We start from the raw sequence: 21,426 nt of genomic DNA, 5'->3' as shown, positions 1-21,426 counted from the left end.
GGCCGTCTTATCTATCCAAACACCAAATTAGACAACTATTTTCTTTCTTTTTAATTTTTCTATTAATGATTCTATAAACAACTTAAATTGTTTATCACTGTCGATCTGTTCTTTCACTTTTTTTATGGCAAACATAACAGTCGTGTGTTTCTTACTGGTAAAGTAATTCCCAATTTGCTGATATGACCAATTTAGCAACGTTTTAATCAAATACATGCATATTTGTCTTGGAAACGAAATAGATTTCATTTTTTTATTCGAGTGAAGTTCATTGCGCGATATGTTAAAATAATTCAAGACTGTCGCTTCAATCTCATTAATTTTGATAATTTTTCCTTCAGCACAGAAAAATTCTCCCAAAGCATCACTTGCCAAGTGGAGGTCCATTTTTTTCTCATTGAATTTGGCATGAGCAGAGAGCGTGGTCAGCGCACTTTCAACTTCTCGTACATTACCATCAAATTTTTCTGCAACAAACTCCAAAACTTCTTCCGGAAAATGTACATCAAATTTTGCAGCCTTTGATCTCAAAATTAAAAGCCTCGTCGCATATTCAGGTTTATCTATTTTTGTGACCATACCAGACATAAACCGACTTGCAAGGTTTTCTTTTAACTGTCCAATCATTTTTGGATGCGCATCACTAGCCAATATAATCCGCTTCGACAGTTCGAATAATGCATTAAAAGTATGCAAAAATTCCTCTTGCACACCTTGCTTATTGGAAAGAAAATGGACATCATCGATGAGAAATATGTCCGCATTCCTAAATTTTTGCCGGAATGCCTCCATCTTCCCTTTTTGTAATGAATAGATAAATTCATTTGTCCATTTCTCAGCCGGCATGTATATGGCATTCACGTTTTGTTCTTCTTTGACACGATTCCAAACTCCCTGCAAGATATGAGTTTTCCCAACACCAACAGGACCATGAATAAAAAGAGGATTGAAAGCGGGATATTTGTCCTTAATCATTTCAAGGGCTGCTGTATAAGCAAGCCGGTTATTGGTACCAACTACAAAATCTTCTAACCGCAGGTTTCTATTTAATTGTGCGTAGTTTTTGTTCCCATTTGTTTTTTTCTCGGACAAAGGAATACTCATGGTTGGGACATTTTCATCCTCACCATTTTTTGAGACAGAAAATTTTATATTCAAATCTTTATTAACTAATTTCCCAATACCTTCTCGTAATACGTTTGAAAAATTTTCTTGTAACCACACCTGAGTAAAAACATTCGGCACTAAGATATTTGCATTATTATCATCGAATGATTCCAGTCGGGTATTCTTAAACCATAGGTTAAATCGTAAGGGGCCTACCTTTTCCCGAATATTTTGAAGAACGTCATCCCAGACCTTTGTGTATAACTCCATTACTATCCCCTATAAGTAAAAAGAAGGTTGTTTTGGAAATGGATTAAGATTTCTATTTGAAGGAGGGCGATATTAGCAGAAGGATTTATATGTGTCAAAACAAAAAGATATTCGCATTAATAAAACATTTTTGGCACACATCCCTGTTGTTCGTAACACTTCAATGGATAATATAATTAAAAAAATTTAAAACCTTGCAGCAGAATAATAAATAAATTTCTGTAAAAAATATTTAGAGCCATTAATTTTTATTATGAAAAATATTATATCTGTAATTTCATATTAAATTGAAACTTAGAAGCAGATAATTTTCCCCAGCTACAAAATCACATTAATTTATACTACTTAATTAAAACATCCTCTTCATAAATTTTGTTATGCCAGAAAAAATAAATTGTGGATAACATGTGGATCAGCAGTTAATAACCAAAAATAAATTAACATCTAACACTTTATTATATTCAACTTACAGCAATGCTCACCTAATTTTATTTAGTATTCATTTATGTTAATAACGTGCTTGCACCATCGCTTATTCAATATATGGAGTCACCTCCGCTTTTTTGTTTTCAGCGGAAGATATTTAGAGAAATGAACTTTCTGAGCTGAGCATTTTAAGGTCGGTAGATAGGAAAATCCACGGACGTTTTGTAACCAGTTCTAACAATTAAATAGAACCAAGCAATATACATCAATAACTATCACCCGACAATCGTAAAACTGATTGTATGCCTCTTACCTGGTTTAGTCGGTCACAATGTTATTTAAAGGCAACAATAATTTACTTCACCTGTTTCTTTAACTCTAATATCTGTGCAGGGAGATCTCGGTACAGATATCTTTTTTTCCGTGGCTTTCTTTCTGATACCACATATCCTGCAAGGATCGGCATGGCAATCGTAGCATCGCTATAAACAACCACGTGATTTTTTACCTCTTCCCTGCGTATCTTACCCCACGATATGGCTTCCGTTGGTGTTGCCCCAGAGAGCCCACCCCACTGAGGTGCATCCGTAGTAATCTGAATGAAGTAATCATGCCCACCTTTATTGATATCCAGTATCTGTGCCAGAGTAGGCTGTGTCTGCATATAGAAATTTTTTGGAGAACCACCGCCAATACTAACTACACCGTTTTTTTCGCTGTTGAAAACAATAGCCGTCGTTTGAAGGACATCCAGGTCGGTATCAATAGTAATCCCTTTATCCTGAATTTTGAGATAAGACAAGTTCATTCCGATTGATGAATCACCGGGGGAAGAGACAAAAACGGGTACACCGTGTCTTGCTGCCCGGGCCACAAAACTCAGGTGAGGTGACGGTGTATCCTCAAGAACCGCCTTGCCTAAAATATAATGAAAGTCGGCAGTGGAAAGAGGCTTGGTAGCGGAAATTTTTTTTGCCACATCTTGAATAAATTTATCGGTCTTAAGCAGCAAATCGTCTGTTATAAAGATATCGTAGATACGTTCGATCCCCGCCTCATAAAGTTCTGTATCATCAACCCTGAAATCCCCCTGATGTATCGGGAGATTCAGTGCGAAATGTAAGTCATGATAGAGATTAGCCCCCGTAGAAATAATAAAATCTACAAATCCGTTTTCAATAAGGGTGATAAGTATCCCGCCCATACCCGTTGGTGTCATAGCACCAGAGAGGGTAAGACCAATAGTGGCGTTCTCATCAATCATGTGACAATACAACTTGCATGCTTCTGCCAATCTCCCCGCATTAAATGCCCCGGAACGGCTGTATTCATTAACAAGATCCTTGATCTTCATATCCTTTTTTAAAACCTGAGGGGATATTTGTGGTTTACATAAATACTTATGCTGTAACTGACACTGTTTAGATTTCTTAGACATAGACATTTGTTCTTTCCTTAAAATAATTACGCGTAAATTCGATATTTTTAAATCTGGCAAAAAGAGGGGGAAGTATATAAAACTCTTATAACCTAGTCAATTGAAAAAGAATAATGTTACCGGAAATACGAAGTTGTCTTTATAATAACCTTGATCTTATTTCATGCATAACATCGGCAATTTTTATACTTTCTAAACAAATTTGTGTAGAACAATTTTTTCGTATGTCTGCCAAACACGGACTGCAATGTGCCTTTTTATAAAGGATTTTTACCTGCTCCCCCTGAGGCCCCCAAACGTTTGGATCAGTAGGACCAAAGATTGCTAGCGTGTGGACGCCCATGGCAGCAGCCAAATGTGTAATGCCCGAATCGTTTCCTAAAAAAAGATTGCACCGTCTTATTACAGCAGCCAGTTTTGGTAAAGAAAGATGATCAACCAGGGTAAAATTGTCCTTAACTTTCGCCGTTAATTTTTTAATGATCTCTCCATCCGCAGGACCTGAAACAACAAAGATATGAGACTCGATCTCCCTATTTAACCAGTTCATTAATGCAGCAAATCTTTCTACAGACCAACACTTCTGCCTGCCGCCACTTCCGGGATGAATAGCAACCAGGATCTTTTTGGAAACAATAATTCTATCCCTTATAAAATCATCACTAAAATGTATATCCTCTTCGTGCAAAAACACCTTTGGAATCTTGTTAGCGTAAGATATACCCAATGTATCCAGAGATTTTAATAAGTGATCAACAATGTGAACACATTCATCACCAGACGGAAAAGGGTCATAATGAATAACGCAGCGTGCCCCAGTAGCTTCAAGATTACCAGATAAAATCCGGTCCTTGTCAGAAATAAACGAAATAATCAAATCCATACCGCCGAATCTTTTCATTAAGGACTCAGGAATTTTCGTATCTTTCATGAATAAATAGGCAATATCCGATTGGTCAAACCGACTAATGGTATCGGCATAGAACCGTCCTTTGATAATCTCCAGAAGTGGTGGATAGCCCATAACTTCAATTTTAGCATCTGGGAAATGATCGCGAATGGTACCAAGGGCAGGCAGGGTAACAATTATGTCACCAATAGCTCCGGGGCGAATAATCAAGATGTGCTTTAATGTTTTAAAACTACGAAGCGATTGTCGAATAGTTGAATTGGGATTCTGTGTTTGGAGGCTTATTCTGTATGAAACGAAAGTGTGATATTACTGCCCTTCTCTCTTCTTTTTAATTAGCTCGGTAACATTTTCAAAGAATTTTGGATTCCCATCGGCTGCAGCCCGCTTTTTTGCCTCTGCCTGAATCTTTTTAACATCAAGTATGTCTCCCATGCACTCTTCCGCTGACTTGCACCACTCGACACAGGTAGGCACTTTATCCTTGAAAATCGTCGTGCCACATTTATGGCATTCTGCCTTTTCTTCATCGCTCCACATCTCTACAAGGACACCACAATTATGACATTTACGTTCTATTGGTGTGGGCGTCGCATTTCGTATACTACCCGGGCATTTTACCTTACCCATCTTACCATCTCCTTAAATTATCGCAAGATATTTATTTCTAACATTTAGAACAAAACATTTAATAAAATTGTTTCTCAGGTCAAGAACTTTCTCTATAACATCAGAATTCCTGCTCCTTTAACAATTTATACTCAATACTATCGACAAGGGCATGCCAGCTTGCCTCAATGAGGTTTTCCGATACCCCAACAGTATTCCAGATATCTTCCTTGTCCTGGGACTCAATAATCACCCGAACCTTGGCCGCAGTTCCTGAACGTGGATTAATTACCCGTACTTTATAATCCACAAGTTTCATGTTTTTCAATGAGGGGTAGAATCGCTCCAGCGCCTTTCGCAATGCAGCGTCAAGGGCATTTACGGGGCCTGCCCCCTCACTTGCAGAAAGTTCCTGAATATTATTTACCTTGACCTTTACCGTAGCCTCTGTTAGGGGCAATCCGTTTTCCCTTTTCTCAACAATCACGCGAAACCCTTCCAAATCGAAGAATGTCTTGTACCGACCGATCTTCTTTCTCACGAGTAATTCAAAGGATGCCTCTGCAGATTCGAACTGATACCCTTCATTCTCCAGATTCTGTACCTCTTCAAGAATAGTTCTCATAAGTTTACCATCATGTGCCAGATTAAATTTTTCTACCTTGACAAGGATCGTAGAACTGCCGGAAAGTTCAGAGATCAGTATCTTTCTTTCATTCCCTACCGATTCTGGCGGTATATGTTCATACGTACCTTTATCTTTCTGAATGGCATTTACGTGTAATCCACCCTTATGGGCAAAGGCACTGACCCCTACAAAGGGCTGATTAGAGCGCAAGAGTAAGTTAGCAGTCTCGTAAACATACCTTGACACCTCAGTCAGTTTTCTCAGTCCTCCATCTTCCAAACAATGATACCCCATCTTCAAGACAAGATTGGGAATAATAGAACACAGGTCTGCATTCCCGCAACGCTCACCTATCCCGTTAATCGTGCCCTGCACTTGCCTTACTCCTCGCCCCACGGCAGCGAGAGTATTCGCTACAGCAAGGTCACCATCGTTGTGGACATGGATACTGAGCATGCCCTGAATATTTTCCCTGACATCTCCGACAATCTCAGCTATTTCCGCAGGTAAACTGCCCCCATTTGTATCGCATAATACAATGGCATCGGCACCTGATAACTGAGACTCGTGTAATACCTTTAAAGAATATTCCCGATTTTTCTTATATCCGTCAAAAAAATGCTCGGCATCAAAAAAGACTACTTTGCCTTTTGATTTAAGATATGCAATAGTATCCGAAACCATTTTCAGATTTTCGTCAAGTGAGACCTTTAATACGTTTTTTACCTGAAAATCCCAACTTTTCCCAACAATGGTCACCACAGGCGTATCCGCCATGAGTAGCGCTCTTATGTTTTTATCATCTTCAACACGTGTATTCGCCCTCCGTGTACTTCCAAAAGAGGCAATTTGGGCGTGCCGGAGTTTCAGGGATTTTACTTCCTTAAAGTAAGATTCATCCTTAGGATTCGCCATCGGATAGCCACCTTCTATATAGTCTACCCCGAGGTCATCCAGCTTTAAAGTAATGGCCAGTTTGTCTTGCAGTGAAAAAGATATCCCCTCTCCCTGGCTACCGTCCCGCAATGTAGTATCGTAGATGAATATTTTGTCCATATTTCAAAGCTAAAATCTAAAATATTCTCAGAAAAAGATTTTTCAAATGGTATCAATGGTGTAATACATTGTCAAGTTTAAAAGAAGCACAAACCATATAATATGCAAAAGAATTTAGAAGTTTATCTTTTCTCTCTTTTTCTTGATTTATTCGTTGACCAAAGAATGAATTTTTCTTTATAATTAATCGAAACTTTTTTCTGTTTACATTTCTATCAGAAATATTCACTAAAGTCATTTTCAATTTATTACAATCGGAGGACAACATGCCGCATCCACATCATCCGCATGGTCAACACCCGGTGGGTCACCCTATGCCCCAGGGACACAGTGGCCATCCTGAAACGATAAGAGAAACGTATACACGTATCAAAGAAGACACATCCGGAAAATCTGCTGCCGAATACATGAAGAACATGAAAAACCAATTGCGTCTGGTTTTCTGGGAAACGACCGTTGGATGTAATCTGGAGTGTATCCATTGTCGCAGACTCGATGTAAGTATGACTCTTGCCAAGGACGACATGACCACCCAGGAGGCATTTGCATTCGTTGACGCAATTACCGAGGCAGGCAGACCGATCCTTGTCCTCAGCGGAGGGGAACCACTCTTCAGACCCGATATTTTTGAGATTGCGAAGTACGCCGTAAGTAAAGGATTAAGCGTTGCACTGGCAACGAACGGAACATTAGTTGATGACAAGACAGCAAAAAAAATCGCTGATGCAGGTATTGCCAGGGTTTCAATCAGTTTTGACGGCGCTGATGCCAAAACCCATGATGAATTCAGAAAGATACCAGGATCATTTGAACGGTCTATTGCTGGTTTTAAAAGGCTCAGAGATCTGGGTATGAGTATGCAAATCAACTGCACTATTGCAAAACACAACGTTCATCAGATCGATGACCTTTATAACATGGCTGTAAAACTGGGCGCCGAAGCGCTCCATATCTTTATGTTGGTACCCGTGGGATGCGGTGTTCAGATTGCCGACGACCAGATGCTTCATCCCAAAAAATATGAAGAGGTACTCAATCATTTCTACGACCTTTCCAAAGAGGCCAAGATTCAAACAAAGGCTACCTGCGCTCCCCACTATTTCCGTATTATGAGGGAACGCGCGAAGGAAGAAGGGGTTACCATTTCACCGAAAACCCACGGTATGGCAGCCATGACGAAGGGCTGTCTGGCCGGAACAGGTGTGTGCTTTGTTTCCCACAAGGGAGAAGTCTTCCCTTGCGGTTATTTACCGGTCGAGGCAGGTCATGTGAAAAAACAAAAATTTGCAGACATCTGGAATGATTCTCCCGTCTTTCAGAAGTTGCGCGACCCCGATTTATTGGAAGGGAAGTGCGGTGCGTGTGAGTACAAAAAGGTCTGTGAGGGCTGCAGGGCACGGGCTTTTTACGACACGGGTAACTATCTGGCTGAAGAACCTTATTGTATCTATCAACCAAAACTCAGTCGCGTTGGCAAAGAATAGCAAACCAATTTTACTTATTAAAATACAGAAAAAACAGGAGAGGATGGGTGGTTGAAAGATTATGAAGTAAGCGTATCCCCAAATCCCCACTTTTTCCTCCTTCATATTCATTGTTCAAACCTGCCATAATGTGGTAGCAACACCGAGTGGGAAAATCAATCATGTTTGTTATTTGTTCTCAGTAACAGGCACTGGGGGATGAGATATACTCGCCAGGTAGTTCAATGCCGATAATACATTCATTTTACCATAACCATCGGTATTAAACTGGTATCCTTCATTGCTTGCAGTTTGAAATAAGGCATTTCGGATACTATCCGGATCCCCCTTTAAGAAAGGTTGAGCCTGCATCAATAATGCCGCTGCTCCTGCCGCAATGGGAGCAGCCATGCTTGTTCCCTGAAGTAACAGATAATCCGCATGCCCGTTACCGTTATTCAGCCCATCGTTGTCAATTACAAGGGCATCATATTCGCCCGGCCAGGTAATAATCTTATCCCTTGCAGAAATGATTCCCTGTCCCGGTGTTGCAATATCAGGTTTTATAATCCCATCAATTCTAGGCCCACGACTACTAAATGAGGAAATTTCACCAGGAGTTGTATCTTTACTATAACCGTACGTTTGCCCTTTGTAATTAGTCCAGCTTGGCCGGGTCACATACGATGCAACGGCTATGGCGTTGTCTGCTGTTGCAGGTGTTATAACGGTGTAGTTCGGGTCTGCCTTTTTAAAGGTCGTATTATAGTCAAAAGAATAAATATGAAAAACCTGCTCATTGCCTGAATTATTCTTCACCTTCGCATAATACTGTGCAGGTCCGGAGACGTAAAAATTGTAGAAAACCAGCTTAGCCTCAGTACCCCTTGGACTTTCTCCTTCCTGATACTTCGTAATTTTCTTTGAAGGTATTTTCCTCTTTTTCGCATCATATAAAATTAAATCCAGATCATTATTTACCCCCTTACCATCAAACCAATCGAGGTAAAAATAGAGTATTGCCATCCCCCTGCGCACCTTGATCTGAATAAACTTCGTCTTTTTGCGGGCGGCAACCGTTCCTGAATAATGCGTTTTAGCATCCGCCTCATTCCCCCCCGCCATAAAAACCAATGTACCCTTACTAAAAGCATAATCGACTGCCTGACATGTTTCTTCGGAACCATCATTATAAACATCAAAGCCACCGTAACTCATGGTAACAATATCAGCATTATATATATCTACCGCCTCTTTTATGGCCGCCATAATGGCATTTTCTGTAGCACCCCCGGTTGTGTCTTCCCCAATCTTTAAAAAGACCAGGTCAGCACCAAACGCCATACCTTTGTATTTCCCATTTGACCGAGTACCACGACCAACGACACTCCCTGTTACATGAGTGCCATGTTCCGTTACCAAATTTTCAATGGTATCGTCCAGATCAGGATAGTTTGAGTAATCCTTGCTTGCTACGGGAGTAGGAATGTCCTTATGCGATGTGTCTAAACCAGAATCCAGTACGGCGATTCTAACATCACTGCCATCGTATCCATAGCCATTCCAGACATCATCTGCATTGATACTCCTCGCCGCCTTATCGTTCTTGGGTAAAAACAGTTGCTCTGCTGTCTCAAGTCTGACAACGTAAGTTTTTGAGGCCAAATCGTACATTCGACTCACGGGTACGCTCGCCATGACATAACCCGTGGGATGATTTTCCAGGGGTGGTATCCATGAATTCTCATATACAATCACCCCTATTTTCTTTAAAGATGCAATCTTCGCAGCACTTAATTTTCTTCTTACATGAATGTAAACCGATTGTTTGTCAGTCTCTGCTGTTGAAATCCTCATGCCCATCTTTTGCATGGCGCTCAATCTCTCAGATGTCGGCTGTTCTCCATAGCTGTTTCTCAAGTGCATTTGTAAACGCAACAGGCCGCTCATCTTTTTTTCTTTCCTGTTGATCTTTTCAGATTCATTTTTTATTTTAGGTAAATGCTCTGGCAGAATAATGGGGTCACCTACACCAGAAAAGGCTGTGTGATGAGATACAGACGATATTGTCAAGAACAAAACAATTCCCGACACTAAATACCATTTCCCCATATTTATTTTTTTCATTAAATTAGGCTGTCTGTGGCAGTGACTTTTAAACCCCCCTCTAGAAAGAGGGTCCGGGGGTGTGTTAAAGGCATTTTTACCCACCCCTCCCAGGAGGGGACTTCTAAAATTTCCCTCTTGAGAGGGGTGTGTTTATTCATTGCTTAACGAAAAAGTTTGAAATTCCTATACGGTTACATTCCCCAGTAGAAATCATGCAAGGTTTGGAGGATTAGGAAGAACTACTTCAACTGGTTTGATCGTTTTATTTATTATCTCTTTCGAGTGAATGACATTCAATTTTTTAAAAAGAAATTCAAACTTCACTTCGAGTTCTTCGCCAATCTTCTTTCTTACTTCTGAAGGAAGGCTCCAAAACCTTTCTTTAAAGGGGCCAAAACCATTCTTTCTGACTTTATAGAAAAATTGCTCCTCGGTGTCTCCTTCTTTCCACTCTTTCTTTATATCAGGATGGTTCTTAAGGAAATCATAGATTTCTTTTTTGAAATCCTGCGGGAAAACGCTACTATCGTAAATCATATTCTGGAATTCTGTGGCAAGATGCACCTCAGCCGTCCCTGTTTCTGGAAATTTGTCAAACGCATCTGGCGGGAGTGTAGATGCGCCATGTTGTACCGCCCCGCTAAGGCCATATTCATCCCTGGCAACCCTTGACAAATTCTTTAGTGTTTCAAAATCCAGCTTTACTTTTGCGATTGTTCCGTCAGGCAATGGCACTCCTCCGTGGCTGGTGCCAGTCTGTACACTAAGCTTGCTGATTCCTTTCAACCCCTTGCCTTTCATATCCAGGGTAGTATTATACCCATCCATAAATGCCCTTAACTCCTCAACGGTACTATTCTTTTTACCCACTTCGCCTATTTCACCACCGACAGATACCGTTATTCCCTTTGGTTCTAATGACCTGATGTAAGCGGTAAATTCAGCTGCAAATTCAAAATTAAGCCGCTGCTGTTCAGTTAGATTGGGTTTGTTTAAATCCACAAGGGTTGATGTATCTATATCAATGTTATAAAAACCAGCCTCGATAGCTTCTTTCATGAGTCCTTTTACTGTGTTGATCTCTGCGTTTTTATCTTTTTCGTATTTCTTTGCATTAATCTGAAAATGATCTCCCTGGATAAACAAAGGCCCTTCATATCCTTCCTTGATGGCAGCCGCAAGAATTGCCGCCATGTACTCTGCGGGTCTCTGGTCTGTATAACCTATCTCTGACCGAGCAATTTCGAAGATAAAGGCGCCTACGTGGTTCTTCTTAGCAGCCCTGAAAATGGAACGTGACACATCATACGTTAAGCCCCGTATATTAATGGCAGGAACCGTGAACCCTTTGTATTCTTTTTTCCCCATGGCTTCATAAAGTGATTGAATGGATGAGGAAACAATGCCCAGCTTATTTCCGGCATTGCGGATCAACCACCTGGATGCCTCTTTGATTGTGCTTTCTTTATTGAAAACTGCATTATAAATAATATTATCAATTTTTTTATTTCTCAATGCATCTTTATCGATTATTTTTATAGCACCATTTTTTTTGAATATCAATAACACCCTTCAGATCGTTTAACAAATCTTCTTTCGTATGATACAGCATGAGTAGTTAACTCCTTTATTTTACTTTTGATTAAAAAACTTCTCATAAAGCAACACGTCTTCTTTACTCCCGATGATGAGCGGTACCTTCTGATGGAGTTCGGTGGCCTGGATATCCAGAATACGTTCCTTTCCTGTGGATGCCATACCTCCTGCCTGCTCAACAATAAAAGCAAGGGGATTTGCCTCATAAAGTAATCTTAGTTTTGGCTTTGGTTTTTTTGGATCCTTATAATCGGCAGGATACAAAAATATACCCCCGTAGAGTAGGTTTCTATGAAAATCAGCCACCAATGAACCAATATATCTCAGGGAGTAGGGTCTGCTTGTTGATGGATCGTTTTCCTTGAGATAAGCAATATATCTCCGCGTACCTTCATCCCACGTATGTGCATTTCCCTCATTAATACTATATATCTTCCCTTTTGAAGGAATCTCTATATTTTCATGGGAGAGTAAAAACTCTCCAACACTGGGATCTAAGGTAAAACCATGTACACCCTGACCTGTTGTATAGACCATCATAGTACTGGAACCATAGACAATGTATCCTGCAGCAACCTGTTCCATCCCTTTCCTCAGACAATCCTCAATAGTAGCATCTCTTCCGGTTGTCTTTCTTCGATAAATAGAAAATATGGTTCCCACACTCACATTGGCATCTATATTCGATGAACCGTCTAATGGATCGAACATGAGTACATATTTACCCTTAGGAAATTCGTCAGGTATGGGAATGACATCTTCATTTTCTTCAGATGCCATAACACAAAGGTGACCGCCATGTTCCATGGATTTACAAATTCTTTCATTAGCATAAACATCTAACTTTTTTACAGCATCACCGTGGATATTTACTTCACCAGTAAGACCCAAAATTTCCGCAAGACCTGCCTTATTTACTTCGCGCGAGATGGTCTTTGCGGCAAGTGTTAAATCCCAGAGAAGCCCGGTAAAATCTCCCGTGGCCTTCGGGAACAATCTCTCTTGTTCAACAATATGCCGTTGTATCGTAACAGCCTTGCTTTTTTGCATATCGTCAAGTCCTCCAATATTCTATGATAAAGAGATAAGATTTTTTATTTTACAATCTTAATTCCCAAAGTCAACGATTATCCATTTGCTCAGTTGCGCATACTCTTCATTCAAACAACCAAACTGTTCCAAATGTTTTATCATTGATTTTCTCTGCCTTCTCTGTCTTAATATTTTTATAGTTGCACCCCTTTCCAAGACTGTAACTTTTCCAACCAACCCTATTTGAATTATGGTATACATCATCTTCACTGACCTGGATGGAACTTTACTGGACCATTCTACGTATTCCTTTGAAGAGGCAAGAGAGGCCACATCTCTCGTGAAAAAGAAGAACATCCCTATCGTCATTTGTATGAGCAAAACTCAGGCAGGGATCGAGGTATACCGGGAAAGAATGGGCAACGAAGATCCTTTTATTTCTGAGAACGGGGGGGCAATAATCATTCCGAAAGGTTATTTTACATCTGTCTGGGATACAGAAGACCGTTATACCATAATCGAGCTGGGAACCACTTACCATAGGATCATCGACCGCTGGCCGGGATTAAAAAATCTACAGGTTTCGTGACAAAAGGATTCTCCGATTTGACTCCGGAAGAAATATCAACCATAACGGGAATTGATACGCTTCAGCCAGGCTTGCCAAAAAATGCTTTTATTCAGAACCAATAATCATAGAAGGCAGCAAGGAAACAATCCATGAAGTCAAACAGATGATATACTCCTCTCGCTTAAATTTTATGGAGGGAGAACGCTTCCATCACGTCTTCAGTACAACCATCGATAAAGGAAAGGCCGTAAGAATGCTCATAAATATCTACAAGAACAACTTCATTGATTCTATAAAAACAATCGGACTGGACGACAGTCTCATCGATTTGCCCATGTTGGCAACGGTTGATATCCCCATCCTCGTCAAGAAGGCATCAGAAAATTATGATAAGAGAATACAACTCCCGAACCTTATTTATACAGATGGAATCGGACCCGAAGGCTGGAATAGGGCCATACTAAAGATTTTCAAAAATATGATTTCCATTGTGCTTATTTGCATATCGCTTATTAAGCCTGCATCAGCAGAACCAATATCAGGACACAATGTGCACTACATCATTGATAACAGCACCATTACAAGGATTCAAAAACCCCTCGTAATTCGTACCGACAGAGAAACCCTGGAATACTTCATGGAGCATGTAGAAGAACTCACAAGGCATGGAAAGGATTTTAGAAAAAAAGAGTTGTTGCTTGAAGTAAAAGGAAATGGACGGTATGGCATACACATGCCTGCCAAACACATCACCGGAGAGTTTGAGTTAGCAGAACAAAAACCACAAAAAGTAATCTATATGGGACATGGCAATGCTGCCATTTTCTTCAATTTCTCAGGCTCTGTTGCGCTGGAGATTGATTACACAACACAAAACTACCCTAGAGGGCCTTATGAAAACGTAAAAACTGCCGTCCACCTGAAGTTTGACAATGCCTTTCTTGCCTTCCTTGCAAAGGCGGCAAGTCCTGTCCTGGTTCCCAAATTGGATAAACTTATTTCCAAATTAGCAACAAAAACAAAAAATGTGGTAGAAACGGCTTATGCAAATAAAAAAAGCACAAAATAAATAAGTATCTTGTGGTGAACTATTCCGTCTTTTAAATATACCCCAACCTGGACAGTCTTTCTTTAATCTTCTCTTCTTCTTCCGGTGAATAAACGTGTGAAACCGACCCTTTTTGGTTCAGATAGCCTAATTCTATCAATTTATTTACGATTTTGTTCGTGGATTCTTCTACGGTTTCCTTATCGGTTTCAACAATAAGATCGGGATTGAGCGGTTCCTCATATGGGTCTGAAGCTCCTGGAAAATCCTGAATTTCTCCCTTGAGCACCTTCTTATGCATCCCCTCCACATCTCGTTGGGCACAGACCTCAGTGGGACACTTTGTATAAACCTCAACAAAATTATCAATTTCTTTACGTGCATTTTCCCTGCCCTCCCGGTATGGAGATATGACAGAGGAAATAACAGACACACCATTTCTTGTCAGTAACTTACATACAAACGCAACCCTTTGAACATAGATATCCTGATCCTGTTTACGAAAGTCCAGCCCCTGACAGAGGTTTGCTCTCACTACATCACCATCAAGAATTTCAGCGTTTCTGCCCAATTCCTTCAGTCTTTTTCCCAAGAAATGGGAAATAGCTGACTTCCCTGATCCTGATAATCCCGTAAGCCAAACCGTAAAACCTTTATTCATCCTTTATACTCTCCTTAAATCTTTAATATACAATCCCTACTTATTTTACGTGGGATATTAAAGATAATTGCAAAGAAACAGTTTAAACCGCTTAAACTGTTTCTCTTTATTCATGATGGTAACCTGTTGTTTCAAGTGCTTTTTCATTGATTCCAGACAACGCCATACCTGTTATTACTGAATAACCTCCCCTTCCATATTTTCAGGTACCTTAACACCCATATAGTTCAATATGGTCGGGGCGATATCATACAAAGTTACCCCACGAAGTCGCACCCCTTCCCTATCTCTCCCATTTTGCATAATAAAAATACCATATTGAGAATGATTTGCGTCGTCAGGACCTGTGTCATTTTCATCCGCCCATATGGTACCATTTCCAACGCTACCGATGGAACGCCAGAAGAGGTCTCCGTAATACACGATTAGATCCGGTGGTATACCGTTACACTCCGAATAAATATCTTCAGGTTTAAAAACCTTTGTATTGATGATATTACCGTTTTCATCCCTCAAATCTTCCAGTTTTTTTATCAGCTCATTTCTTACGTGCTCGTAATGCTGAGGCGCAACGACACCCTTGGGTTCCCTCCCTTTCACATTCATAAATAACCGCCCATAATAGCCACCCTCACCCCAGGCCATCGTGTTTTCCCAGTCGACTGTGAGTTTATTAAATGGGGCAACCTCTGCAGGATAGTGTACCAATTTCAGGTAACCGTTCTGAATAAGCCATTCATTAATACAAATACCTCCGACCATCTTCTTCGCCCCATGGTCTGAAACAATAAGAACCATGGTATCATCGTTGAAAAGTTTAAAGGTCTCACCAATTTCCTCATCGAGATACTTATAGTAATTCAGAATGGCGTCCTGATATTTTGAGCCTGGCACATGTTTAGGGTGGTCCTGATCAAAATATTTCCAGAAGGCATGGTGTATCCTGTCCGGCCCCATCTCCACCATCATAAAGAAATCCCATTCTTTAGAGCGGATAAAATGTCTGGTTAACCTGAACCGCTTGTTCGTCATAGCATAGATCTCTTTTAAGGTGGATTCTTTGTTATCGCTTCTGAACTCATCCACATCCAAAATATAGCCATTGGAAACGGCCTCTACCTCAGCTTTTAACTCAGGAGGATATGTGTATTCACCCTTCGTATCAGGCGTCATAAAGCAGGTAACCATACATCCATTGACGGGCTGAGGTGGATATGTCATAGGCACTCCGATTACCACAACCTTCTTCCCCATCTTCGATAGGACATCCCATACAGTATCTACATTGAAGGCCTTTGAATTAGCAAAGGAGAGACCCTCATAATCATAACTCGATCGATTTCTGAACCCATATATTCCCAACCTGCCTGGATTGGCGCTTGTCATCATGGACATCCATGCCGGACAGGTAATAGCCGGAATAGTGCTCTTCATCTCACCGTATCTGCTCTGAGAAATCAATTGTTTTATATTTGGCAATTGATCCAACCATCGGTCAAACAAGAGTTCAGGCGGGACAGAGTCCAACCCCAGTACAAAAACTTTTTTCTTATTAATTACCATAAAAATTCAAATTTTAAATCTTTTCCTGGTGCTTTTGCATGAGAAAAAATATTTTGTCAAACTTCCTTATATTTTGCTTTCCGGTATGTCAGATAACTGTCAGGAGGGAATTACCTTTATTTCTATTGAAAATACTGAAAAAGCCCGCGATCGGAGTCGAACCGACAACCTCATCATTACGAATCATATTTTTGTATTTTTTGCCATTTTTTACAAGTGGCCAGAAGCGTGTCCTTTGTGACTATAATACCTTGTTTTGAGATAACTTGCAACATAAATTTATTTCCTGCCTATTCCTGTGGATTCCTGTCCATTCCGATGGGTTTGACTACAATTTGACTACGTTTTGACTACAATTTACATGCTGTAAAATCAAACACGGGAAAAGTGAGCTATTTAGGTTTGACATGGCAAACCAGAACCGTTAAGATGTCTCTTGAAAAGGGTAATTTTACAATTTGGAGCGTGGTCAGGACGCTTGAATAATTTTGCTCCTGGGGTAGACTTCAGGAGCAAAACGAAGGCAACGGCTGTGAGACCTGACCTCATGGCTGTTGCCTTTTTCTTTTTGAGAGAAAAGAGGGCATGCATGAAGGGAATTATAAAACATACCCTAAAAAAGGTAACGCTCGAACTTGTCTACCAAGTGGTAGATGAGCGAACTACAGAGATTGTTTCGGAGATAAAAGAAATCAAGAAACGACAGGAAGATGATTTTCGGTATCTGGTACAAAAAATGGACACAGATATTGGACAATTGAGAAACGAGGTTAAAAACGAAATTGGTCAATTAAGAAGTGAGGTTAAGAGTGAAATTAGCCAATTGAGAACCGAGATAGGGGCTATTAACCAGAGGATAGACACTATCATCCAGATGTTAATGACTATCAAGCAAGGTCAGAAATAACACAAATTTTATGTAACAGGGGGTGTTATGCGCATAATCATCGCAATTGAATGCAAAGGTGACGAACCAGAAAAAGAGCTTTCCCGTGTACTGAATAAAGTAACGGAGAAGATATCCGGGGAAGATTTAACGGCTGGAGAATACTTATTAACTGATGAGCGTGTAACCGGAAAAATGTTCATTAAGGACGCAGAAGGGTTTTTACCAGGCGAGGGCTACAAAACCATTGTACGAACAATAAAAGAGCAGAGACGGCATTACGCATCAGAATTGCCTATCTCAGACGAATTATAACGGCCTGCCATAAAAGTAAATCAGATATCAAGGCATTTAAGGGCTGGATTATCGCATAACAAGTGGTATTCCAGCCTTTTTTTATTTGGATATCTCCCAAGTATTTCCACAACAAAATTCCACACAAACGAAATTTACAAAAACACCACATATCCGCTAAGCCAGTAAATACAGGGGTTTCAAGGCATTTCAAGTTTTGTTTACAACAACGGATTGACATTTTAAAACAACATGATAATCTGTTAATTATTGTAATATCTGTGTTGGCGGATCACAGTATAATAAATGGACGCTTTCTTTTTTGGGAGGAAAATATCTTCAAAATACGATAACGAAATTTTTTAAAATAAAAATTCGATTAACACAGATTTCTTTTGAAAGGGGCGATCTGTGAGAATGAAAATTTTGCGTGGGGAGTAACTCCCCTTGCATCTTTTTCATTCTTGCAGACTGCCCTTTTTTTATTTCCATAACTCACTTTTTACAGGAGGTAGAATTTATGAAAACGTACAGACATTTAAATTTTTTGATCGACAGTAGCATTTACGGCGCACTTAGAAAGGAGAGTCGGAAACTCGAAAAACCTATTAGCGTAATCGCTAGGGAGGCTCTTGCATCTTATTTGAAAGTCGATTGTCCAAAGGTATCAGAAGGCGAAATCATTGACAATCAACACAAAGCTTAATTTTATTGAGAGGGGTGTATGGCAAATTTACAAACTGGAACCAGATATGCCGAGATTCCAATATCTGAATTTTGCGCCGAAACGGGGCTGAAAAGATCGAGCGTTATTCGAGCTATCAGGAAATTAGAGCGTATGAACATAATCAAAATACGACTTGGCAATCATGCCAATGCGTATTGTATCAACGAAGATTACAAATCGTGGAAATCCTTCAAGAAGGAATAACTATGGCGACCGAAAAAAATTTTGAAAAAGCACAGGCCTTGCTAGCTGCAAACTTTTGTATGTACGGCGTAGGTAATTTCGATCTGACTGTAAACGATATCGCCGGAATACTGGATCTTCTGCAAAAGCATAACCGCTCACAGTTATTGAAAGAAAAATACGATGCCCTCAAAAAACAAAGGATGGGTTAGGTTACATAGAAAAATTGATGATAACCCGCTATGGTTTTCCGAGCCATTTACAAGGGCCCAGGCGTGGATTGACCTTTTTTTAAACGCAAATCATGCTGACGGCAAGATATTTATTCGTGGGATATCGGTTGAGGTAAAGCGGGGGCAAATTGCTTGGAGCGAGCTAACAATGGCTAAGCGTTGGCAGTGGTCAAGAAATCGTGTGAGGAATTTTTTAAAATACCTAAAAACGGAACAGCAGATTGAAAAGTCAGAATGTGGTTGCTTGACGACACTTATAACAATTTTAAACTACGAAAAACATCAAAGTGATACAGCAGAAGGTACAGCAGAAGGTACACAAACAATAATAAATAAGAATGACAAGAAAATATATTGTCCCAACTCTGACGAGTTGCGACTAAGTGAACTTCTTTTGAATTTGATCAGACAAAGGAATTCAAATTTCAAAGAACCTGATTTGCAAAAATGGGCTACCCATATTGACAAGATGATCAGGCTTGATAAACGACCACCTGAGGAAATTGAAAAGGTCGTTGCCTGGTGTCAGCAGGATTCCTTTTGGCAAAATAATATTTTGAGCACTCAGAAGCTTCGGGAGAAATACGATCAATTATTTTTAAAAATGTCTAGTGGTAACGGCAAATATATTCCGCAAAGACATACGGGGGTGGTGTTATGAACCTAGATCGTCCTTTACCACACAGCATTGAGGCTGAAACCTGTGTCCTGGGCTGTATGATTCTTGATAATAGCCTTCTTGAGAAGGCGCAACAGATTTTCAGCAAAAAGGACGTCTTTTATGCCAGAAAAAACCAAGTGCTTTATGATTGCATGATCGAATTGCATATCAAAAAGTTGCCGATTGACCTAACAAATTTGCGGTATGCCCTAAAGGAAAGCGACCTTTTGGATTTGGTAGGCGAGGATTATCTTGTCGCATTAGAGGATACGGTTCCACATGTATTGAGCTTTGAATTTTACGCAAACGAAGTATTAAGACTTTTCAATGATCGTAAAAAGATTGAACTGGCCACCAGGATTATTGAGGGCGCATATGCTGGAAAATATACGGACGTGTCCGAATTCATATCATCCTTTGAAAATCACAAGGCGGACTCTGATGGGATTGTCCAGCCGATGAGCCTTGAGGCCGAAGTTATGAAACTCCATGAAAATGGCGGATTGCAACCAGGACTTAGCACGGGTTGGCCTGAAGTTGATAAATATTACACAGTGAAACCGGGGCAATTGACCATAGTTACCGGTATCCCTTCGCACGGGAAATCGACCTGGGTTACTAACTTCATGGTCAATTTTGCCAAACGCCATCAATGGAAATTCGCAGTATTTTCACCAGAAAATCAGCCTTTATCAAGATATATCGGCGAAATAATTTCCATGTATGTAGATCGGGATAAATCCTTCAACAAGCTTAGTCAGGGCGAGGTTTTATATAGCCTGGAATGGGTTCACAACCATTTCGTTTTTTTGGAACAGTCAGACACCGGACTGACTGTCGATGATCTTATCGGCAAGGCAAAGGCATGTATTTCGAGGTTTGGAGTTAAAGGCTTCGTCTTTGATCCGTGGAATGAGGTTAACCATTCGAGGCTGGACGGACAAACCGAGACCGAATACGTTAGCCTAGCCCTTTCTAAGCTTAAGCGATTAGCACAGGGAAATAATATCCATGTATGGCTTGTGGCACATCCTACGAAGTTACAGAAGCGTGTCGATGGGACGTATGGAGTGCCTACACTCTACGACATATCAGGCAGCGCACACTTTCGAAACAAGGCTGATTGTGGCTTGAGCATTTGGCGGGATATTCTTGACGTTGAGAATAAAACCGAGGTTCATATTCAAAAAATTCGGTTCAGAGAAGTCGGAAAACCGGGTATGGCCATTTTAAAATATAATGTTTTTTCGAATCGGTTCGGGTAATGAAAAACTGTAGCGATATTCTTAAAACTTCTTATCTTTTTTTTACGGGTTTTAACTTTTATCAGTCTTTTTTTTTGGAGGGTTTAAAAAATGAGAAATAATATTGAGGTTGCGGTAGGAGCGTATAGGTCGGCACAGGGGGAGATTGAACAGTCATTAAGAAAACAACGAGAGCTAATCAAACGGCTGGACGATGCCAGGGAAGGCCTCCCCAAGCTGGAGCGGGCTTGCGAATCGGTTAGGCATGAGCGTGAGAAGATTGCAGATAAATTTGTCCTGGGTGAATGTACTGAGCTGGAATTTCAAGAGGCTGGTGAAAAGCTCGAAAAGGCCGAGAAATCCCTTGCAGATGGCCGGGTAATACATGATGCACTAACCAGGCAAGTTAAGGCGCTGGAAACTGATTTGCCTAAAAGATACACAGAACTTGACCTTTTGCAACGTCAATGCTGGGAACAAATTTCTTTGCAATTCGAGAGCAAAATTACCGGTGGGGTCAGGGAGACCATAAGAACCATAGTTGCAATCGGCTGTCAGATCGGACGGACACGACAATTTATCTTGGATTGCCTGTTTCCGAATCCCAGCAGCGGTGAAACCCAGCAAATTCAAGGGGAGTTGCGTGAGGAATACAGTTTGAACGATTAATCGGCTACCTCCAGGCCGATTCCTGGCATGGGGTGTTCCGTG

20 protein-coding genes are annotated in these 21,426 nt (G+C 40.5%); 10 read left to right on the top strand and 10 right to left on the bottom strand.

Going from position 1 to position 21,426, the window contains the following annotated elements:
- Window positions 1-27: 27 nt before the first annotated feature.
- The 5 genes from dnaA to cimA form a co-directional block, all read right to left on the bottom strand.
- Window positions 28-1,377 (bottom strand): chromosomal replication initiator protein DnaA, encoded by a 1,350-nt coding sequence (dnaA, locus tag BROSI_RS12715; RefSeq protein ID WP_052564191.1) that lies wholly within the window; start codon window positions 1,375-1,377, stop codon window positions 28-30.
- Window positions 1,378-2,158: 781 nt separating this feature from the next.
- Window positions 2,159-3,241: a homospermidine biosynthesis protein gene (locus BROSI_RS12710; RefSeq protein ID WP_082059381.1), complete on the bottom strand. Its 1,083-nt coding sequence runs from the start codon at window positions 3,239-3,241 to the stop codon at window positions 2,159-2,161.
- Between the two features lie 139 nt (window positions 3,242-3,380).
- Window positions 3,381-4,361 (bottom strand): glycosyltransferase family 9 protein, encoded by a 981-nt coding sequence (locus tag BROSI_RS12705; protein ID WP_052564190.1) that lies wholly within the window; start codon window positions 4,359-4,361, stop codon window positions 3,381-3,383.
- A gap of 99 nt (window positions 4,362-4,460) precedes the next feature.
- A complete protein-coding gene (locus BROSI_RS12700) occupies window positions 4,461-4,781 on the bottom strand; it encodes a hypothetical protein (RefSeq protein WP_052564189.1) in 321 nt (106 codons plus the stop codon).
- Window positions 4,782-4,881: 100 nt separating this feature from the next.
- Entirely contained in the window at window positions 4,882-6,444 is a 1,563-nt protein-coding gene (gene cimA / locus BROSI_RS12695) for a citramalate synthase (RefSeq protein WP_052564188.1), read from the bottom strand.
- 266 nt (window positions 6,445-6,710) lie between these two features.
- Between cimA and ahbD the strand changes: the two genes are divergently transcribed.
- Window positions 6,711-7,928, top strand: coding sequence for a heme b synthase (gene ahbD, locus BROSI_RS12685; protein WP_200891742.1), 1,218 nt, complete (start codon window positions 6,711-6,713; stop codon window positions 7,926-7,928).
- A gap of 168 nt (window positions 7,929-8,096) precedes the next feature.
- On the opposite strand, the gene BROSI_RS12680 is transcribed toward ahbD, so the two are convergent.
- From BROSI_RS12680 to fbp, 3 genes are all read right to left on the bottom strand, one after another.
- Window positions 8,097-10,034, bottom strand: coding sequence for a S8 family serine peptidase (locus tag BROSI_RS12680; protein ID WP_052564186.1), 1,938 nt, complete (start codon window positions 10,032-10,034; stop codon window positions 8,097-8,099).
- A gap of 192 nt (window positions 10,035-10,226) precedes the next feature.
- Window positions 10,227-11,579: a class II fructose-bisphosphate aldolase gene (locus tag BROSI_RS12675; protein ID WP_200891741.1), complete on the bottom strand. Its 1,353-nt coding sequence runs from the start codon at window positions 11,577-11,579 to the stop codon at window positions 10,227-10,229.
- A gap of 69 nt (window positions 11,580-11,648) precedes the next feature.
- Window positions 11,649-12,662: a class 1 fructose-bisphosphatase gene (gene fbp, locus BROSI_RS12670; protein ID WP_052564185.1), complete on the bottom strand. Its 1,014-nt coding sequence runs from the start codon at window positions 12,660-12,662 to the stop codon at window positions 11,649-11,651.
- 232 nt (window positions 12,663-12,894) lie between these two features.
- Between fbp and BROSI_RS12660 the strand changes: the two genes are divergently transcribed.
- Complete coding sequence (locus BROSI_RS12660; RefSeq protein WP_052564183.1) at window positions 12,895-13,233, top strand: HAD hydrolase family protein; 339 nt, start codon at window positions 12,895-12,897, stop codon at window positions 13,231-13,233.
- A gap of 145 nt (window positions 13,234-13,378) precedes the next feature.
- The gene (locus BROSI_RS12655) at window positions 13,379-14,284 is read left to right on the top strand and encodes an HAD family hydrolase (RefSeq protein ID WP_052564182.1); all 906 of its coding nucleotides are present in this window, start codon (window positions 13,379-13,381) and stop codon (window positions 14,282-14,284) included.
- 31 nt (window positions 14,285-14,315) lie between these two features.
- Here BROSI_RS12655 and cysC read toward each other — a convergent pair whose 3' ends face one another.
- Window positions 14,316-14,924 (bottom strand): adenylyl-sulfate kinase, encoded by a 609-nt coding sequence (gene cysC, locus BROSI_RS12650; protein WP_052564181.1) that lies wholly within the window; start codon window positions 14,922-14,924, stop codon window positions 14,316-14,318.
- Between the two features lie 174 nt (window positions 14,925-15,098).
- Window positions 15,099-16,487, bottom strand: a complete 1,389-nt coding sequence (locus tag BROSI_RS12645) for an alkaline phosphatase family protein (protein WP_052564180.1) — start codon at window positions 16,485-16,487, stop codon at window positions 15,099-15,101.
- 436 nt (window positions 16,488-16,923) lie between these two features.
- On the opposite strand from BROSI_RS12645, the gene BROSI_RS12635 reads away from it, so the two are divergent.
- From BROSI_RS12635 to BROSI_RS12600, 7 genes are all read left to right on the top strand, one after another.
- On the top strand, window positions 16,924-17,394 hold the full coding sequence (locus BROSI_RS12635) for a hypothetical protein (protein ID WP_230400685.1): 471 nt from the start codon (window positions 16,924-16,926) through the stop codon (window positions 17,392-17,394).
- A 27-nt stretch (window positions 17,395-17,421) separates the two neighbouring features.
- Complete coding sequence (locus BROSI_RS12630; protein ID WP_052564177.1) at window positions 17,422-17,688, top strand: hypothetical protein; 267 nt, start codon at window positions 17,422-17,424, stop codon at window positions 17,686-17,688.
- A gap of 703 nt (window positions 17,689-18,391) precedes the next feature.
- The gene (locus BROSI_RS12620; protein ID WP_052564175.1) at window positions 18,392-18,598 is read left to right on the top strand and encodes a helix-turn-helix domain-containing protein; all 207 of its coding nucleotides are present in this window, start codon (window positions 18,392-18,394) and stop codon (window positions 18,596-18,598) included.
- A gap of 2 nt (window positions 18,599-18,600) precedes the next feature.
- Window positions 18,601-18,789, top strand: coding sequence for a hypothetical protein (locus tag BROSI_RS12615; RefSeq protein ID WP_052564174.1), 189 nt, complete (start codon window positions 18,601-18,603; stop codon window positions 18,787-18,789).
- Window positions 18,761-19,471: a hypothetical protein gene (locus BROSI_RS12610; RefSeq protein ID WP_052564173.1), complete on the top strand. Its 711-nt coding sequence runs from the start codon at window positions 18,761-18,763 to the stop codon at window positions 19,469-19,471. Before BROSI_RS12615 ends, BROSI_RS12610 begins: the two co-directional genes overlap by 29 nt.
- Window positions 19,468-20,736 (top strand): DnaB-like helicase N-terminal domain-containing protein, encoded by a 1,269-nt coding sequence (locus BROSI_RS12605; protein WP_052564172.1) that lies wholly within the window; start codon window positions 19,468-19,470, stop codon window positions 20,734-20,736. The genes BROSI_RS12610 and BROSI_RS12605 overlap by 4 nt, the downstream gene beginning before the upstream one ends.
- 90 nt (window positions 20,737-20,826) lie before the next feature.
- Window positions 20,827-21,384 carry a hypothetical protein gene (locus BROSI_RS12600; protein ID WP_052564170.1) on the top strand — a complete coding sequence of 186 codons (558 nt, stop codon included), beginning with the start codon at window positions 20,827-20,829 and terminating at the stop codon, window positions 21,382-21,384.
- The last annotated feature ends 42 nt before the right edge of the window (window positions 21,385-21,426 follow it).

Origin of the sequence: Candidatus Brocadia sinica JPN1 (assembly GCF_000949635.1) — a bacterium.
GTDB classification, from domain to species: Bacteria; Planctomycetota; Brocadiia; order Brocadiales; family Brocadiaceae; genus Brocadia; species Brocadia sinica.
This window is presented reverse-complemented; position numbering and strand designations above follow the sequence as displayed.

Coding starts and splice junctions, on each gene's coding strand:
- dnaA (WP_052564191.1), bottom strand. CDS start 1,377: ATGGAGTTATACACAAAGGTCTGGGATGACGTTCTTCAAAATATTCGG.
- BROSI_RS12680 (WP_052564186.1), bottom strand. CDS start 10,034: ATGAAAAAAATAAATATGGGGAAATGGTATTTAGTGTCGGGAATTGTT.
- ahbD (WP_200891742.1), top strand. CDS start 6,711: ATGCCGCATCCACATCATCCGCATGGTCAACACCCGGTGGGTCACCCT.
- BROSI_RS12655 (WP_052564182.1), top strand. CDS start 13,379: ATGATATACTCCTCTCGCTTAAATTTTATGGAGGGAGAACGCTTCCAT.
- fbp (WP_052564185.1), bottom strand. CDS start 12,662: ATGCAAAAAAGCAAGGCTGTTACGATACAACGGCATATTGTTGAACAA.
- BROSI_RS12605 (WP_052564172.1), top strand. CDS start 19,468: ATGAACCTAGATCGTCCTTTACCACACAGCATTGAGGCTGAAACCTGT.
- BROSI_RS12620 (WP_052564175.1), top strand. CDS start 18,392: ATGGCAAATTTACAAACTGGAACCAGATATGCCGAGATTCCAATATCT.
- cimA (WP_052564188.1), bottom strand. CDS start 6,444: ATGGACAAAATATTCATCTACGATACTACATTGCGGGACGGTAGCCAG.
- BROSI_RS12610 (WP_052564173.1), top strand. CDS start 18,761: ATGCCCTCAAAAAACAAAGGATGGGTTAGGTTACATAGAAAAATTGAT.
- BROSI_RS12630 (WP_052564177.1), top strand. CDS start 17,422: ATGCGCATAATCATCGCAATTGAATGCAAAGGTGACGAACCAGAAAAA.
- BROSI_RS12615 (WP_052564174.1), top strand. CDS start 18,601: ATGGCGACCGAAAAAAATTTTGAAAAAGCACAGGCCTTGCTAGCTGCA.
- BROSI_RS12660 (WP_052564183.1), top strand. CDS start 12,895: ATGGTATACATCATCTTCACTGACCTGGATGGAACTTTACTGGACCAT.
- BROSI_RS12600 (WP_052564170.1), top strand. CDS start 20,827: ATGAGAAATAATATTGAGGTTGCGGTAGGAGCGTATAGGTCGGCACAG.
- BROSI_RS12710 (WP_082059381.1), bottom strand. CDS start 3,241: ATGTCTAAGAAATCTAAACAGTGTCAGTTACAGCATAAGTATTTATGT.
- cysC (WP_052564181.1), bottom strand. CDS start 14,924: ATGAATAAAGGTTTTACGGTTTGGCTTACGGGATTATCAGGATCAGGG.
- BROSI_RS12645 (WP_052564180.1), bottom strand. CDS start 16,487: ATGGTAATTAATAAGAAAAAAGTTTTTGTACTGGGGTTGGACTCTGTC.
- BROSI_RS12700 (WP_052564189.1), bottom strand. CDS start 4,781: ATGGGTAAGGTAAAATGCCCGGGTAGTATACGAAATGCGACGCCCACA.